8 protein-coding genes and 1 pseudogene are annotated in these 16,676 nt (G+C 55.0%); 3 read left to right on the forward strand and 6 right to left on the reverse strand.

All coding sequences use genetic code 11. From position 1 onward, the window contains the following. Window positions 1–402: 402 nt before the first annotated feature. A complete protein-coding gene (locus ACTNE6_RS18920; RefSeq protein ID WP_194970986.1) occupies window positions 403–615 on the forward strand; it encodes an MbtH family protein in 213 nt (70 codons plus the stop codon). Here ACTNE6_RS18920 and ACTNE6_RS18925 read toward each other — a convergent pair. The 5 genes and pseudogenes from ACTNE6_RS18925 to ACTNE6_RS18945 all read right to left on the reverse strand — a co-directional run bounded on the left by ACTNE6_RS18925 (window position 609) and on the right by ACTNE6_RS18945 (window position 11,133). After that, the gene (locus ACTNE6_RS18925) at window positions 609–2,963 is read right to left on the reverse strand and encodes a hybrid sensor histidine kinase/response regulator (protein WP_442497874.1); all 2,355 of its coding nucleotides are present in this window, start codon (window positions 2,961–2,963) and stop codon (window positions 609–611) included. The two genes, ACTNE6_RS18920 and ACTNE6_RS18925, sit on opposite strands and share 7 nt — an antisense overlap. 339 nt (window positions 2,964–3,302) lie before the next feature. Then, window positions 3,303–4,010 (reverse strand): 4'-phosphopantetheinyl transferase family protein, encoded by a 708-nt coding sequence (locus ACTNE6_RS18930; RefSeq protein ID WP_442497875.1) that lies wholly within the window; start codon window positions 4,008–4,010, stop codon window positions 3,303–3,305. 281 nt (window positions 4,011–4,291) lie between these two features. Next, complete coding sequence (locus ACTNE6_RS18935) at window positions 4,292–5,551, reverse strand: PepSY-associated TM helix domain-containing protein (protein ID WP_442497876.1); 1,260 nt, start codon at window positions 5,549–5,551, stop codon at window positions 4,292–4,294. A gap of 113 nt (window positions 5,552–5,664) precedes the next feature. Continuing rightward, a pseudogene (locus ACTNE6_RS18940) lies at window positions 5,665–7,257 on the reverse strand (TonB-dependent siderophore receptor). A 276-nt stretch (window positions 7,258–7,533) separates the two neighbouring features. After that, a complete protein-coding gene (locus ACTNE6_RS18945) occupies window positions 7,534–11,133 on the reverse strand; it encodes an amino acid adenylation domain-containing protein (RefSeq protein WP_442497877.1) in 3,600 nt (1,199 codons plus the stop codon). 585 nt (window positions 11,134–11,718) lie between these two features. On the opposite strand from ACTNE6_RS18945, the gene ACTNE6_RS18950 reads away from it, so the two are divergent. Both ACTNE6_RS18950 and fucP read left to right on the forward strand, forming a co-directional pair. Then, on the forward strand, window positions 11,719–13,908 hold the full coding sequence (locus tag ACTNE6_RS18950; protein ID WP_442497878.1) for a glycoside hydrolase family 3 N-terminal domain-containing protein: 2,190 nt from the start codon (window positions 11,719–11,721) through the stop codon (window positions 13,906–13,908). 282 nt (window positions 13,909–14,190) lie between these two features. Then, window positions 14,191–15,492: an L-fucose:H+ symporter permease gene (gene fucP, locus ACTNE6_RS18955; protein WP_442497879.1), complete on the forward strand. Its 1,302-nt coding sequence runs from the start codon at window positions 14,191–14,193 to the stop codon at window positions 15,490–15,492. 122 nt (window positions 15,493–15,614) lie between these two features. Here fucP and ACTNE6_RS18960 read toward each other — a convergent pair whose 3' ends face one another. Next, window positions 15,615–16,550, reverse strand: a complete 936-nt coding sequence (locus ACTNE6_RS18960; protein WP_442497880.1) for a hypothetical protein — start codon at window positions 16,548–16,550, stop codon at window positions 15,615–15,617. Between the last annotated feature and the right edge of the window lie 126 nt (window positions 16,551–16,676).

A 16,676-nucleotide genomic window follows, 5' to 3' on the forward strand; every position in this document is an offset into this window, starting at 1 on the left:
TGCCAATTACGGCCAAACCTTTAAGTTATGCGGCCTGGCGCTCATTCCATCAGTTAGAGAGGTCTCGTGACAAGTCATAAAAACTATGTCATATGCCGCACTCGATAGGTTATATGACATAGTTTTTTTAATTTTAGGCTGACCGCAAGCAATGCGGGGGCAAATCCCAGCAGGCGCTCCAGGCGCATTCGATCCTACAACGGTGTAACATCAGTTTCTAAAAAGAACGTAAAGCGCCCTTTACGCGTTTCCCACGGTTATTTTTAATGGAAGCCTGGCGCACCTGCAGGCAGATAAAAAACGGCAGCGGGATAAAAATAATACTGAGGTTAAATGGCCTGTCAGTCGTCTGATTCATGACTGAAGAGCATCAGCTCACAGAATTTTAATAAGGCATCAACAATGGCTAATAATAACCAAGAAAACAACACTATCTATCGGGTCGTAGTCAACCATGAGGAACAATACTCGATCTGGCCCGATTACAAAGAAATTCCCGACGGCTGGAAGACAGTTGATAAAACCGGCGACAAACAGACATGCCTCGATTACATCAAGGATGTCTGGACGGATATGCGTCCGTTGAGCTTGCGCAGCCAGACGGGGCATCAATGATCAAATGACGGTTGAGTCAAGGCGCAATGCAGTTCGTCAAAGTCGACCGGTTTGGTCAAATAACCGTTAAATCCGGCTGCCCGCGCCTGCTCACGATCCACCTCCCGTCCGTAACCGCTCAGGGCGATCAGCTGCGTCCTATTCATGTCAGGATGCTGCCGCAGCGCCCGAGCCACTGCGTAGCCATCCATGCCAGGCAGACCAATATCGAGCAGCACGATCTGCGGCCGTTCAGCCAGTGCGACTTCCAAGGCGCTGTAGCCGTCATAAGCCAGCAATACTTCGTGCCCTTCGCTGGTCAGCAGCAGGGACAGACTTTGGGCCGCATCGCGATTATCATCGACCACCAGAATGTGCAAAAGGTCCGCCGCCCATTTCGGCTTTGCTGCATGGGCGATCGGGACGGCCGGCGCTGGCTGCACGCGATGTAGACGAATGCCGAATTCGCTGCCTTGGCCGCGGCCTTCGCTGCTGACCCAGACCTCGCCGCCGTGCATCGTTACCAGGCTTTTAACCAGTGACAGGCCAATGCCCAGCCCGCCTTCCGAGCGGTCGAGCGTGCGGTCTACCTGATAGAATAATTCGAACAAGCCCGGTAACGCCGAAGGCGCGATGCCCCGGCCATTGTCGCGCACTCGGAGCAAGATGTCATTGCCTGCCTGCTCAACGGTCAGATCAATGCAGCCGCCTTCATCGGTATATTTGGCGGCATTATTGAGCAGGTTCGACACGACTTGACAGAGTCGCACCAGATCGCCTTCGACATAGATAGGTTCTGATGGCAATTGTACCATAAAGGCATGATGGCGAGCCTCAATCAAGGGCTGCGTGGTTTCCACCGCCCGCTGCACGATAGCTGACACCTCGAGAATTTCTTTCTTGAGCTCGATCTTGCCGCGGCTGATGCGCGAGACATCCAGCAGGTCATCGACCAATTGGACCAGGTGGTCGACCTGACGGTCGATGACATTACGGCACCAGGCCAGCCGTGTTTCGTCCAGATCGGGCCGCTTCAGAATTTGCGCCGCATTACGGATCGGCGCCAAAGGATTGCGCAGTTCGTGAGCCAGCATGGCGAGGAACTCGTCCTTGCGCTGGTCGGCTTCCTGCAACTGTTGCGCTTGCTCGGCCAAATGCGCCTCGTTTTGCTTACGGTCGGTAATATTTTCAGCCGAGACGATAATACCGCCAATGGTGCCATTCTCGTCGACCCATGGCATTACTGCCCAACGCGACCAATGCTCGCTGCCATCCTCATGGACCCATAGGTCTTCTTCATTTCTCAGCATAGCGCCAGCCAGGCACTGCTGATGGACCAATTTCCACCTGTCCGGCAGGTCCGGATGCACATCATAGTGATTGAGTCCGCGCAAATCGGCGTAACCGCGGCCATAATCATGCAGCCAGGGGCCGCTGGTTTCCAGATAATTCATGTCCCGGTCGAACATGGCCATGGTAATGGGCGCTTGGCGAATGAAAGTTTTCAGTTGCGAACGGGATTTTTTTAGCGCCTCCTCGGCATGGATGCGTTCTGAAATATCGACTGCCATGGGCAGTAACCCTACGATACTGCCTTCGCCGTTGCGTACCGGCGATAGCTGGAAATCGACCATAATGGAGTCATCGCCTTTTTTCACGGCCACGTCATAACGCGCTGTTTTCCCCCGCAGGGCGTCGGCCATCGCCGTCCTTAATTGTGTCTGGACCGTCTCGTCATAAGACCAGCACGGCAAGTCGTAGAAGTAATGATGAATGACATCTTCTCGGCGGTAACCAAACTGATCCAATGCGGCCTTGTTAATTTCCAGAATGACTCCACGGGTATCTAACAAGGCGACATAGGCAAATTGATTATCGATGAGGCTTTTTAAATGCTGGGTGTTTTCCTCTAAGTCGCTATTCACATCAATCGTTCGCTTCAATTCTCTGGCTAATTGCTGGCGATAGCGATGCATAGCCTCAAGTAACGAGGAGACGAGGATGCCGTCAATGAAAAACACCATATTTGACCAAAAAGAGGTTTTCAGGACCTCGGTTGAAAAAGAGTAATAAGGCGGTGTAAAGATATAAGTAGCGAAGAGTAATCCAACGATTGTTGCCAGCAGCCCTGCACCGAACCCACCGATAAAAGCCGCCAGAGCGACCGCAGGAAAGAATGTCACATACTGCAGGCCGGCATTGATAGGCGCCATAGCCAGACGTATCCACAAAGCCAGGAACATCAATGCCATAGTAACGATAAGAAGATAAACGCCGCCTCGTCGCTTCAGAGCGGGATATGAAAAATGCCTGGCTAGTCTGCATCCTGAACGATGGCTGAAGGCAAACAAGCTATCTATTATGGACATTATCAATCCTTATGATAAAAAAGCTGAATTATCGCCCTCTGACGGAAGCCATTTCAAGAACAACGCGATAAGGCGCAATTCATAGGGCGCAATAGGCGCTAGCCGTATTGCGCCGCATGCTGGCCTTCGGCCATTCTATACGCTGCTTTGACAATTGGCCTAACACAGCGGTCAAAGGGACGCGCCGCTCGTTAGCGGTTTTGAAAGTTTGCTTTTGGATCTGGTTCGCCGGCTTCGTTAAACATGCGTTGGCAGCGCATCCTTTACATTTACGTTCAGCGAGCAATTTGTGACCTATAGCAGCTGGTCCGGACTAATACAGATTATGGCTACATGGACTCAGGAGATGGGGGCGTTCAGCCCCCTGAAACAAAGCCGCTCCATGCCGCCGGCCCTGACTGCCAAGGCGCCGCTGATGCCCGGCCCCAAATCCAGGTCCACGAGCTGCCATTGCCCGGCCGCGCCATAGCGATCCGGCAACGATACAAATCGGGAAGTCCCATCCAGCGAGGTCTCGACTTGCGAGACATCCAGCGAAAGACCGGCGCCGACCGTCTTTACAAAACTCTCCTTGCGTGTCCAGAGACGGAAAAATGTGTCGATTTTTTCCTGCGCCGGCAACGCCTGCCAGAACGCCTGCTCGGATTCGGCAAAACATTCCTTGGCAATGGCGGCAAAATCGAGTCTGTGGTTCCATTCCTCGATATCCACCCCGACAGATTCATGACGGCTAACTGCCAGAATCATGGTATCGCCTGAATGCGACAGATTGAATCTGACCTCGTGCGGGTTGCCGTCGACGACCAGATAGGGTTTGCCCGCCGCCTCCTGCGCAAAGCGGATGGCTTCAGGCGGCCTGTCTATGTAGCGCGCCAGTATCGTCCTAACTTTACCGTGGCTGACAACGTACCGGACGCGGTGCTGTTCCTGGACAAAACGCAGGGCTTTGGCCCGCTCTTCTTCATCGAGCAGCGTCCAGTATCGTTGATAGGCATCCTCGGCTGCGGCTAATGGTTCAAGCCATAGATCAATGTTTTTACCGTCCATTTGATGGGCTCCGTCTTAATAACTGATATTGTGCAATTGTAAGGTCGAATTTACTTGTGCCCCTTGTGGGTATTCGACCCGGGACAACCCGAGATGGACAGGCAGTGCGAATACCCCCAAAGGGCACAAGTACCCGCAAGGGGCACAAGTACCCAAAGGGCATAAATGAATTCGCACCTGCACTGCCGCAGTAACACTAAAACAGAACAGAGATCGATTCGTGCCACGCCTGTATTTCCAGGCGCTCTTTGTTCTTTATTATTTTTACCGGCTCGGTTCTTTCAGATTCCGCGTCCCGTCAGCGCCGGCGGGTTGGCCCGGTTTTCCTTCAATTTCTTCGCCTTGCGCTTCTGCAGCCAGCGAATCAGGCCCGTAACGTACAGAACCAGCGGCATCACGCCTACTATACTCCATAAAACCCGGCCGGCAAATCCGAAGGCTTCGCCGCTGTGCAGCGGCCACATCACATTTAAAAAGGTTTCGCCGGCCGTGAACCGGTTGGGATCTTCGAACCCCAGCACCTTGCCGCTGTACTGATCGATCCAGACTTTGCTGCGCGGCCGTCTGCGGCTGGCTTCGCCATCCTGCCGCTTCTCGATGACGTAGACGCCTTCCTTGCCGTTGGGCGTTGCCAGCCAGCGCACCGGCGCGCCGGGGAAAATCCGGTCGGCTATTGCGACGGCACGGTCGATGGAAATCGTTTCGGTTTGCCCCTGATAGTCGGATTTAACCGCTGCCGGCGTTTTGAAACGCTCCGCCTTGACGTCTGAAAAGCAACTGACCACCGATTTGATCTGATCGCGGTAGCCGAACGAGAAACCGCTGAATGCCAGAATGAGCAATACGATGGAACTGTAAAAACCGGCCGTTTTGTGCAGATCGAAGCAAAGCCGCTCCGAACTCGCGCCGGGCTTGATAGTGACGGCCTGCCTGAATTTGCCGGACCTGGGCCACCACAAATAAAGCCCGGACAAGGCCGATATGAACATAAAAACGCCGAGAAAACAGATGATTTTAAAAATCACCTTCGCAATGTCCGCATCGACCTTGCCCATCAGCAAAGTGGCGTGCACTTCGTAAACCAGGCTCCATACGGTGCGTCCCCAGAAGGTTTCATTGACGATTCTGCCGGTGTACGGATCGACCATTATTTGCAGCGGCGCAAAGAGCTCACCGGCGGTTTCCTCGGGTTTTGCATACGTCGCCCATAAAGTCGCCCATAAATAGTCGCGGTTCTCGCCGGGCATGTGCAGGTTCCATACGCCCTGCCTTTGCGGATGAGCGGTCCTGACGATCTGCATGATGTCATTCAGCGGAAGCGGCTGCGCGCGGGCTTCTTTGTGCACGTCGGGAAGCCCCGCCTCTTCCAGTTCGAAATAAAACACATTGAAAGAACCCGTCAGCCCGAGCAAGACAAAAATAAAGCCTAGCGACAGGGCGATATAGACATGCACGTCCAACCACAATTTGCGGCCGGCTTTGAGCCATGACAGACGTATCGGTTTCTTGCGGTCAAGAATGAATTGAGTATTTTCAGGCATGGTATTTTCTAGCAGGTTGTTGTTTGCAGCCTTGCAAGCTATGGCGGGTGACAAGCCGCCGCCATAGCCTGCATTCCCGTCAAACAGTCAGATTACGAAAAAACGCTTCCGGCTTAAGCGGTTAAAACTTCAACGATACCCGGCCGAAAATGGTCCTCGGATCGCCGGGGAACACGGCCGGGCCAAAATCGGCCGAGACGAAATAGTGCTTGTCCAGCACATTGTTCGCGAACAGTTCCAGTTTTATGTTCTTCCAGGTAGGACGTAGCCAGATCCAGCGTCGTATAGTTGGGCAGCTTGGCGATATTAGCATTGTCGAACGGGCGGTTGCCGACATAATTGGCGCCTGCGGACAGGGTCAGATTTTTCAGGATGCCGCTGTCGAATCTGTAATGGGTCCAGATATTGGCCTGGTGCTCCGGAATTTTTTCCGGCCGGTTGCCGACATCGTTCGCGTTGCTTTGGGTGATTTCCGCATCGATGAAGGCATAGCCGCCCTGAACGTACCATTGTTCGGTCACCTGATAAGCCAGCTCCACCTCCGCGCCCTGGGATTGAATTTCGCCGGTAGCCACCTGAAAGCCCGGATTGAATCTGTCCGGCGTAGTCACGTTGCTGCGCGTAATGTCAAAAAACGAGGCCGTCCCGCTCAGGCCGGAAGGAAAGTTAATCTTGACGCCGGCTTCCACTTGTGCGGATTAGCCCGGTTCAAGCGAGGCGCCGTTGGCCATCGCAACCGCAGGGATAGGCGAAAATCCCTCGCCGTAGCCCGCAAAAAAGTGGATAGAATCGGTGGCGTGAAAAGTACCTCCGACCTGATAGGACGTGTTGTCGGTATCTATTTCCGAGGTTACGCCGTTGGCGATATTGAGTCGTTTCGCGCTGTAGGTGGATTGGCGCACGCTTCCCGTCAAGTCAAATTCCTGAGTGATCGAAATGATATCCTGAAACGCAAACGAACCCAGTTCCGAAGTGCCGTGACTGCCGAGCCGAGCCGGCCCTGCCGCAGGTTGTGCACCCAGATAAACGGGATTAAGGGCGTCAATGGCGGGCACGCCGGCCAGATTGATCGAGCTCGTTCCGAAATGCGACTTGGTGTAATCACCGCCCAGGAAGATCTGATGCGTCAGGAAGCCTGTTTCCACTGTACCTTCGACTGGGATTTTTGAGCCCGCCGTCGATTCGGATTTGATGTAAGGACTGATGTCATCAGGAGCCAAGCTATCGGCCTTCACTGTCATAACCGCCAACTCCACCGATTTTTCAGGAGCAGGATTACCCGGGGAATTTTCTTTCGGTGCTTGAGCCAGGGCGATGACCTGGTCATCGGCAATCCGATAGGTGATGTTGGAATTACCCAACAGCTTTGCCAGCGCCTGCTCGGGCGTATAACGGCCGGTCAACGCATTGGCTTTAACATCCCTGACCAGCACGGACGGATAGCTCAATTGCATGTCAGTCGTTTCCGAAAAAGCTCTCAAGGCTGAAGCCATGTTCCCGGCCGGAATGTCGAAGCGGAACACCTTATTTTTATCATGCTCTGCGGATTGGCCCGGCACGGCATGACATAATGTCAGCATCAAGGCCAGACCCGCTGCCTGCTTTCCGCTCAGGAAGGGTGAATTAATTGCCGGTTCGCCGGCCGGTAATTGGCCGCGGTTTCGCATGGCCGACGCGTCATCGGCACTTATCACAGTGTCTATCATGGTCTCCCCTTTGTTATTAGTATTAACTGATGCGTTTATCCCGCATCATTGGGAAGTAGACGAGCGGACTAGGCAATATCCTCACCTGGCCAGTCGGGAATTATTTGCTGATGATCTTGCTTGCTACGAGCGACTCAAAAAACCGCTACTCATAAAGCAGAGCTGGCGGCGTTTTAGCAGCACACATCGATCCTTCCTAAAAATTCAATGTTGCCACCTGCCCGATATCGCGCCAAGCCGCCGATTTTATCTAACCGGCGGCGATCGGGTACATTCTTAAAATTTAAGCATAAGGCCCACTTCCTCATGGGTCAGCCGCTCTATTTCCGCCAATAGCGCCGACGCATCAGCTTCGGTCAAGTGTTCGCTCTGCCCTATGGGATCAATGCCGTCGAATTCTTCATTGTCGCTTTCCGAAACAAGCTGCTGTATATCCCCCAACAGCGCCGATATGTCAGTGACAGTCAATTGCTCGACCTGCATTTGCACAATCAGCGCCGCCAGTTCCTTTATGGTCGGTTTATGGAAAATGTCATCTATGGCAAGCTTGATGCCGAACTGTTCCTGAATGCGCGCGATGACCTGCATAGCCAGCATCGAACGGCCGCCCAGCTCAAAGAAACTCTGATTGCCCCCTACAGTCTTGGTATCGAGGATTTCCATCCAGAGAGTCGCCAAGTCCTGTTCTATGGAATCGCTGAGGCTATCGCCGCGCTTATCCATAGCCGTGATATAGTTTTCAGGCGTAAGCAGCGCTTTTCGATCGATTTTGCCGTTTGCGTTCAAAGGCAAGCTCTCCATAAATACATAGGCCGAGGGCTGCATATAGTAAGGCAAGCGCTCTCCGATAGCCTTGCGCAGGCCATCCTCGATCAATGCCCCACTGTCGCGAGCGGCCACATAGGCAACCAGCCGCCTGTTGCCGGACTGGTCTTCACGCACGAGAACAGCGGCCTCATCCACGCCGGGCTGTTCCACAAGCTTTGCCTCGATTTCCCCCGGCTCAATCCTGAAGCCGTGGATTTGCACCTGATTGTCGATGCGGCCTAAAAACTCGATGCTGCCGTCAGGCCGGTAACGCGCCAGATCGCCGGTTTTGTACAACCGGCCGCCGTCATTCCGGAACGGATCGGGAACGAACGCTTCCGCGGTCAGTTCGGGATGGTTCAGGTAGCCCCTGACCACGCCCTCGCCGCCGACATGGAGCTCACCGGCCGCGCCCAGCGGCACAGGCTGGCCGATTTTATCGAGAATATAAAGCCGTACGTTGTTGATCGGTCTGCCGATCGGCAAAGGCCGTTCCAGACCGTCCGGATCGCCCAGGTGGACACTGCTCCACGCCGAGCCTTCGGCCGGCCCGTATTCATTGTATAGCGCTATATGCGGCAGCACCGCGTAGTGTCGCCTGACCACTTCGGTTGGACAGAATTCGCCCGCAACGATGACCGTTTTCAGGGAATGCAACTGCGCCCGGGCCTGATCGAGCAGCAAGGCATAAAAATGCGGCAAGGCCAGCACATGCGAGACCTGGTGCCTTTCGATCAGCGCCGCTAACGCTGACGGATCTGTACTGCTGTATTCGCCCGGCAGGCACAGACGCCCACCCTGCCCCAAGGTCCAGAATATGCCGGCGGCGCTGTCGAACGCGAACGAGGACAGCAGCAGGCAAGCGCTGACCGGCGCCTGATAGGCCGCAAACCGCGCAGTCGCCGCATGCACGGCGTTGCGGTGCGCGACCATAACGCCTTTGGGCTGGCCCGTCGAGCCGGAGGAATAGACGATATAGGCCAGATCGAGCGGATGATTGCATAGCGACGGATTGTCGGCCGGGTATTGCGCAATGGCCGGCCAGTCGCTATCCAGATAAACGATAGCCTGTGTGTAACAGGACAATGCCGCCGCCAGCCGCGCCTGGGTGAGCAGCAAAGCGATGCGCGCGTCGTCCAGCATGTGGGCAATGCACGCTTCGGGATACTGAGGATCGATCGGCACATAAGCCCCTCCGGCCTTCAGGATGCCCAGCAGGCCCACCATCATCTCCAGACCGCGTTCAACGCAGAGTCCGACCGGCATCTCCGAGCCGCAGCCCTCCGATCGCAGGTAATGGGCCACCTGGTTGGCGCGGGCATTAAGTTCGGCATAGGTCAAGGTCTGTTCTTCAAACGCGACAGCAACGGCATCAGGCGTTTTTTCAACTTGCTCCTCGAATAACTGATGCAGGCACTTGTGTCGCGGATAAACCGCCGCCGTCGCGTTGAAATCGACCAGAAGCTGACGCCGCTCCGCTGCGGGCAGGATGTCGAAATCCATGGCCAAGCGCCAGGGGGCCTGAGTCAATACTTCGACCAGCCCTGCGATGGCGGTGTGAAGATAATCGTTGATGCGGGCTGGGTCGATGCCGTGCACGCATTGCGCAGTCAGCGTGAAGCCCTGCCCCAAATCGTCTACCGAAACGGTAAAAGGATAATGGGTGCGTTCCACGCAGCTGACGACGCGCATGCCGTCGGATTTATCCGGAGCGGCCGCGATAATGGCATGACGATAATTCAGCAATGCGGTAAACAGCGGCACCGACGGCGGCAAGGCGCTGCAGCGTAGCGCAAGCGAGAGCGGAGCGTATTGATGAAGCAGCAGTTCATTCAAGCACTGGTGCGTATATTTGACCAGCTGCCGGACACTGGCGCCGGCGAGCGGGATGCGTACCGGCAAGGTATTGATGAACATGCCGATGCCCCGGTCAGCGCCGGCCGAACCCCGAAGCCGGCCGGACAGCACCGTGCCGAAAACGACGTCATCGCGCCCGCTGCACCGGGCCAGAACCTGCGCCCAGGCCACATGAAACAGGGCCGCGGCGCTGACCCCGTGCTGTCGGGCGCTGTCGCGGATGCGCTGGGCCAGATCGTCGCTCAGGGCCAGAACCGCCTCGCCGGCCTGTCCGGCGTCCGCTTTTGTGTCCAACAGGCCGAAAGGCGCGGTCGGCTCATCGATATCGCCGAGTTGCTGCCTGAAGTAGATTTCGTGTCCAACCCGTGAAGTCGCCTGTATCTGTTCGATAAAATTGCGATAGGGCACAGGTTCCGGCAGACGATCCCCTTGTCCCTGAAACACCCGCTGAACTTCTGCCATGATCAGCTGTAGCGTGTAGCTGTCACACGTCATGCGATGGTTCAGCAGCACCAGCCACCAGGCAGCCGAATGCGGATCGGCGGCGATGTAGGCGGCAAACAGCGGCACGCGCTGCAAATCCAGCCGCAGGTGACGCGGATCGGTATGGCTGAGCAATTGCTGCTGTATGTCGGCATTTGCGGCCAGCGTCAGTTCCGCAACGGGCAGCGGCGCCCGGCTATGCACGACCTGAACGGGTCTGGACAGTCCGGTCCAGCGCACGGATGTGCGCAGGATATCGTGCCGGTCGATAACGGTCTGCAAGGCGTTCAGAAAATCATCCAGCTTAGGGCGGTCGTCAAACAGGATGACCGAACGCGTCAGATACGCATCGCCCTGGGTTTCGAGCAAATGATGGAACAGGATGCCCTCCTGCAACGGGGCCAGCGGGTAGATGTCCTTGATATTGGCCGCGCCCTGCGGCACGCTGCCGACAATCAGATCGATCTCGTCCTGCGTGAGATTGACCAGCGTCAGCATGTCGGGCGTGATTATGGCCGGTTGCGCTGTCTGTGCGTCAGTTTCGCTTGCCGCCTGATTGTCTTGATCGTCCTGAAGGAGGAGCAGCAGCTCCCATTTATACTGCTGCAGGAGCGCCATTATGCCTTCATTGAGGGCACCCTGCGGTGCGCGCACGATTAATTCGGCATCATTGGCGCTGACGGCAATATCTTTTTCCTGCAAGTAGGCAAGCACTTCTAGCACGTCCATAGACGAAACTCCTTGTAAAAGGTGAAGATTAATGATTGTTCAAAAAAGTCCAGTATGAGTTTGAGCAGTATATCAAAAACTCTGGCCCTGCTTTCACTTATGGCGGCCGACAGTTCGCCCCTGTTGGCTTATTAAATACCACTCACGTCTCTGAGCTCAAGCCTTGCTTTTGCAGTCGTTCGATCAAAGCGATCGCCTGTGCATCCGCAGGATAAGCTGCGCCTCAATGCAGCCCTCTCTGTTCAAAAATAGACGTCTCAAAACTCCCTTACCCTCACGCCGGTTATGGCTAGCTGTGTGAGCCGTTTATTGGCTGGTTAACAGCCATGGTACTGCGGACGCCGAAAAAACGGTGGCGTTCACTGCAAACGGGATAAACCGCGCATGCATAACATCGGTTACAATAAAATTGATGGGTGCACCACCCGACTTTTACTGCCCCCGAACTGCCGTCCATGACCGGCGTTCATTCCCAAAGCAAGCCGTCGCCTTATAGCGGCTTAATCAACTGAATTAGCAAGGAAAATGTTGAAAGCAAAACGTAGTATTCTAATCCTGTCCCTGTTTGCCCTATTGGAGTGCTCCATGAATACGCATGCCGCAAGCGAAGCCATTGAAGATAAAGTAAAAGAACTGCTGTCCCAAATGACGCTGGAAGAAAAAGCCGGGCAGATGACGCAGATCGACTTCAGCGTCGTGGGCACGCCTGCCGTATCAGGCGAAGAGCCCCCGATCGACCGGCCCAGGTTGGAAGATGCTGTGATCAACCACCATGTCGGCTCCATCCTGAACGTACCTTTCACGCCCGCCAACAGAGCGGCTCCGATCGGGACCTGGCGGAAAATAACGGCCGCGATACAGGAAGTCTCACAGAGAACGCGCCTGAAAATCCCGGTTATCTACGGCATTGATGCCATTCACGGCGCGACTTATACGCAAGGCGCCGTGCTGTTTCCGCAGGCCATCAGCATGGCCGCGACTTTCAATCCCGAACTGAGCTTCAAGGAAGGCGAGATAACGGCGCGCGAAGTGCGCGCATCGGGCCTGCAATGGAATTTCTCGCCGGTCATGGATATCGGCCGGCAACCGCTCTGGCCACGCTTGTGGGAAACTTACGGCGAGGACGTGCATCTGGCCTCTGTCATGGGCACAGCCTATATCAGAGGCCATCAGGGCGACGATTTCTCGGCGCCCGATAAACTGCCGACCTGTTTGAAGCATTATGTCGGCTACAGCTTTCCGATCAACGGTAAGGACCGGACGCCGGCCTGGATCGGCGAACGCATGCTGCGCGAATACTTCCTGCCGACGTTCGAAGCCGGCGTACAGGCCGGGTCGCCGACGGTCATGGTCAATTCGGCTGAAGTCGACGGCATTCCGGGCCACGCCAACTATCAGTACCTGACGACGATCCTGCGCGGCGAAATGGGCTTCAAGGGCTTCACCGTCTCCGACTGGGAAGACATCAAGCGCCTTTATACGCGCGACAAGCTGGCCGCGACCCCGAAAGAAGCAGTCAAAATCGCCGTGATGGCCGGCGTGGACATGAGCATGGTGCCGTTCGATTTTACCTTTTATGATTTACTGGTTGAGCTGGCCCGATCCGGCGAAGTGCCGATGTCGCGCATAGACGAAGCCGTGTCGAGGATTTTGACCGTCAAGTTCCAGACCGGGCTGTTCGATCCGGAAAGGCCGGTTTTGCCCGCTGAAGGCAACTTCGCTACGCCCGAGGCCGTGGAGACGAACCGGCAGGCCGCGCGCGAAGCCATCATTCTGGCTAAAAACGACAACCATATACTGCCGTTGAAGAAAGACGCCAGTATTCTAGTCGCGGGGCCCACCGCCAATCTGCTCAGCGTCATGAACGGCGGCTGGACCATTACCTGGCAGGGCGACAGCGAGAGCCTGTATCCGCAGGACAAATTGACCGTCTTCGAAGCCCTGCAAACAAAGTCGGCCGGCAAAGTGACCTATGTCGGCGGCCAGGCGTTTGACGACCCGATCGATGTCGACAAAGTCGTCGCCGAAGCTCAAAATCACGATTATGTCCTGTTGGCCCTGGGCGAGAAACCCTATACGGAAACGCCGGGAAATATCGACTCATTGATGCTCGACCAGAAGCAGATCGACCTGGCCAATGCCGTGATCGAGGCCGGCAAGCCGGTCATTTTGCTGATGCTGAGCGGCCGCCCGCGCGTCATCACGGCCATTGCCGAAAAAGTGCCCGGCGTGATCCTGGGCTTCCTGCCGGGCATGGAAGGCGGCGAAGCCATCGCCGACATTATTTACGGCGACTACAATCCCAACGGCAAGCTGCCCATCAGCTATCCGAGAAACACCAACGGCATCGTGCCGTACGACCACAAGCCGATCGAAGCGTTTGAATTCAACACCTACAAACCGCTTTATCCGTTCGGCCATGGCCTGAGCTATACGACGTTCGAGACCCACGGCCTGAGCGTGGAAAAGAACCAGATTAAAATGGGCGAAAACGTCACTGTCCATGTCAGCGTCAAGAATACCGGCACGCTGAAAGGCAAGGAAACCGTGCTGCTTTATCTCAATGATGTCGCGGCCTCCGTAACGCGGCCTGTCAGACAGCTCAAAGCCTTCAAAAAGGTCGAGCTGGAACCGGGGCAGGAGCAAAGCCTGAGCTTTACCCTGACGCCGCGCGATCTGTCATTTATCGGCATCGACATGAAGCGCATCGTCGAGCCGGGCGAGTTTAAGGTGATGGTCGGCAATGAAACGGCCAGTTTTTTCGTAACGGAATAGGCCCTAGGGTACGCATTGCGTACCTTCTTCGACGTTTATCGGCTCCGCAACTCTCAAGCGGGACGGGGTTTGTTACCCCGTCCCTAGCGTTTCTGCAATGTCAGGGTTAAGGAAATGCGCTTAACCAGCATCAAACGTTTCGGACGGGGCAACATGCCCCGTCCGGCTGCAGCTGATATTAGAAAACACCACGAAGGACACGAAGCTTTATGTTTTCTCGTCTTCGTGGTCAAATCCTTTAAGCTTATATAACAGGTACCTATTAACAAGCAGGATACAAGCATGGCGAACATACCCCATACCCCAATGGCATCCGACAAACTGACAGACAACACCAAAAACCCTTATTTCGGCTCCCTGGCCGTACTGACATCGCTGTTTTTCATCTGGGGCTTCATCACCAGCCTGAACGATATCCTGATTCCGCATCTGAAAGCGGTATTCACGCTGAACTACACACAGGCCATGCTGATCCAGTTCTGCTTCTTTACGGCTTATTTCGTGGTTTCGATGCCCAGCGGCCATCTGGTTGAAAGGATCGGCTTCAAGGGCGGCATCATTACCGGCCTGTCCATAGCCGGCCTGGGCTGCCTACTCTTTTATCCGGCGGCCGGCCAACATTCCTATCCATTGTTCTTGATAGCTTTCTTCGTGCTGGCCTCCGGCATCACCCTGCTGCAGGTCGCGGCCAACCCTTATGTGACCATTCTCGGCCAACCGGAAACCGCCTCCAGCCGGTTGACGATGACGCAGGCTTTCAATTCCCTGGGCACGACGATCGCGCCTTATTTCGGCGCCTTGTTCATACTGTCCGCCGCCGTCAAAACGGCCGATGAAATCAAATTGTTGAACGCCGGGGATCTGTCGGCCTATCAGGCCGCGCAGGCGGCCGTCGTGCAGCATCCCTATCTGCTGCTGGCCGCAGTTTTGTTTTTGATTGCCGGCGCCTTTGCCGCGATCAAACTGCCCGAGGTGGAGCCCGCCGAAGCCCATGCGCTGGATATCACCGATGGCGCCTTTCGCGAAAGCGCCTGGGGCTATCGGCATCTGGTCCTGGGCGCGGTCGGCATTTTTGTCTATGTAGGCGCGGAAGTCTCTATCGGCAGCTTTCTGGTCAATTATCTGGCTCAGCCTAATATTTCGGGACTGGCCGAGCACGAGGCGGCGAAGTACGTGTCGCTGTACTGGGGCGGCGCCATGGTCGGCCGTTTCGCCGGCGCGATCGTCATGCGCAATATCCAGCCCGGAAAAGTCCTGGCGTTCAATGCCCTGGCCGCCTCCGTCCTGGTTGTAGCCAGCATGGTCGGCGCCGGCCCTTTGGCCATGTGGTCCATTCTGACCGTAGGACTGTGCAACTCCATCATGTTCCCGACCCTGTTTTCTCTGGCAGTCAACGGCTTGGGAAAGCACACCGGCCAGGGCTCCGGGATTTTATGCGCGGCCATCGTCGGCGGCGCTATCATTCCCGTTGTGCAGGGCCTGTTCGCCGACCGGGTCGGCATCCAGCAGGCTTTCTTCATTCCCGTTCTCTGCTATTTATATATTGCTTATTACGGCTGGAAAGGCCATAGGCTTGTAGCTTAAGCAGGTATCGGCTTTTAGAAGTGAAGGGAAATTCGACAAGATGAAAAGTTGGCAGGGCTATCGCAGTTACGGCAGGCCTGCCAATGTTTAGGATTATTATCCCGGTTTAACGTAACAGGTTATTATTGAGCGAGCTCAACCGGCAACAGGTTGGGATTGGTTAACGGATACCGGTTATCCTTGGCCAATGTGAATGTGCCAGTGTAGTCACCGCCGTTAATGCTGTATTCGTAGTTGCCCGCATTCAAGTCATAAACGGCCAGAGGAATGTTTTTCTCAAAATACCTCATGTTTGCCGTACAAGCAAAAGAGCCGGGCGGCAAGTCAGGATATTCAGCATGAACCGTCACTTCAAAGCGGTTGCCGACCAGGCGCTGATTGATTTGTCCTAAATCACCGCAACCGCTGGTAAACGTGCCTTGAATGTTCAAAAACACCTGGACAGGAAAGGAATCAGTGACCACAAGCTTGACCTGTCCGATCGGCGCTTTTGCCAACGGATATTCATTGGCTGTTTTATAGCCCTGCAACTCCCAGAGGTTCTGGCCGATTTGCTTGAACGTCGCATCCAGGTAATTGCCGGGCCGCTCAGGCGTATCGACGCGCGGAATCGTCAGGATGCCATCCTGATACATCGGGTAATTGCCCATCGGCAAATTCTCCGCAGAAGTGCTGCTCCCGGGCGCTACACTCATCGTTTGCAGCATCATATCCGACTCAATCCTGAGCACCCGTTTATCGTTGCTCAATAGGTCCGCGTCAAAGGAACTCGTTTTGATGTGCATGGCATAAATGGACGGGTAGATACGTTCCACAACACCATCAATACCCAACTTATCCGCAAGATCTTCCTTAATCTTGGCAGATTGCTCCATGTTTTGTGATTCTTCCTGAGCCGCAATGAATAAACTTGTCACTTCCGGATCGTCCGGATTCAGCGTGACAATATAAGATCCTTCTATAATCCCACTGCTTGCTTGTTCACCGACAGGCTGACCGTCTTCGGCAGCAGCTGCCTGACACACTGCAAGCATGCCTAAAAATAGATATTTTTTCATTTGTCTCTTTGTTCTTTTTTTATATTTATAGTACCGACAGGGCCAGATCCAAGCCACAGCGACCTTAAACAAGCTACGATCGCATCTTGGGGTTGCCCCATCTCAGCTCCAGTATTCCTTTTACCC

Source organism: Methylobacter sp. sgz302048 (assembly GCF_052162025.1).
Classification (GTDB): Bacteria; Pseudomonadota; Gammaproteobacteria; order Methylococcales; family Methylomonadaceae; genus Methylobacter.

Coding starts and splice junctions, on each gene's coding strand:
- fucP (WP_442497879.1), top strand. CDS start 14,191: ATGGCGAACATACCCCATACCCCAATGGCATCCGACAAACTGACAGAC.
- ACTNE6_RS18930 (WP_442497875.1), bottom strand. CDS start 4,010: ATGGACGGTAAAAACATTGATCTATGGCTTGAACCATTAGCCGCAGCC.
- ACTNE6_RS18925 (WP_442497874.1), bottom strand. CDS start 2,963: ATGTCCATAATAGATAGCTTGTTTGCCTTCAGCCATCGTTCAGGATGC.
- ACTNE6_RS18945 (WP_442497877.1), bottom strand. CDS start 11,133: ATGGACGTGCTAGAAGTGCTTGCCTACTTGCAGGAAAAAGATATTGCC.
- ACTNE6_RS18935 (WP_442497876.1), bottom strand. CDS start 5,551: ATGCCTGAAAATACTCAATTCATTCTTGACCGCAAGAAACCGATACGT.
- ACTNE6_RS18950 (WP_442497878.1), top strand. CDS start 11,719: ATGAATACGCATGCCGCAAGCGAAGCCATTGAAGATAAAGTAAAAGAA.
- ACTNE6_RS18960 (WP_442497880.1), bottom strand. CDS start 16,550: ATGAAAAAATATCTATTTTTAGGCATGCTTGCAGTGTGTCAGGCAGCT.
- ACTNE6_RS18920 (WP_194970986.1), top strand. CDS start 403: ATGGCTAATAATAACCAAGAAAACAACACTATCTATCGGGTCGTAGTC.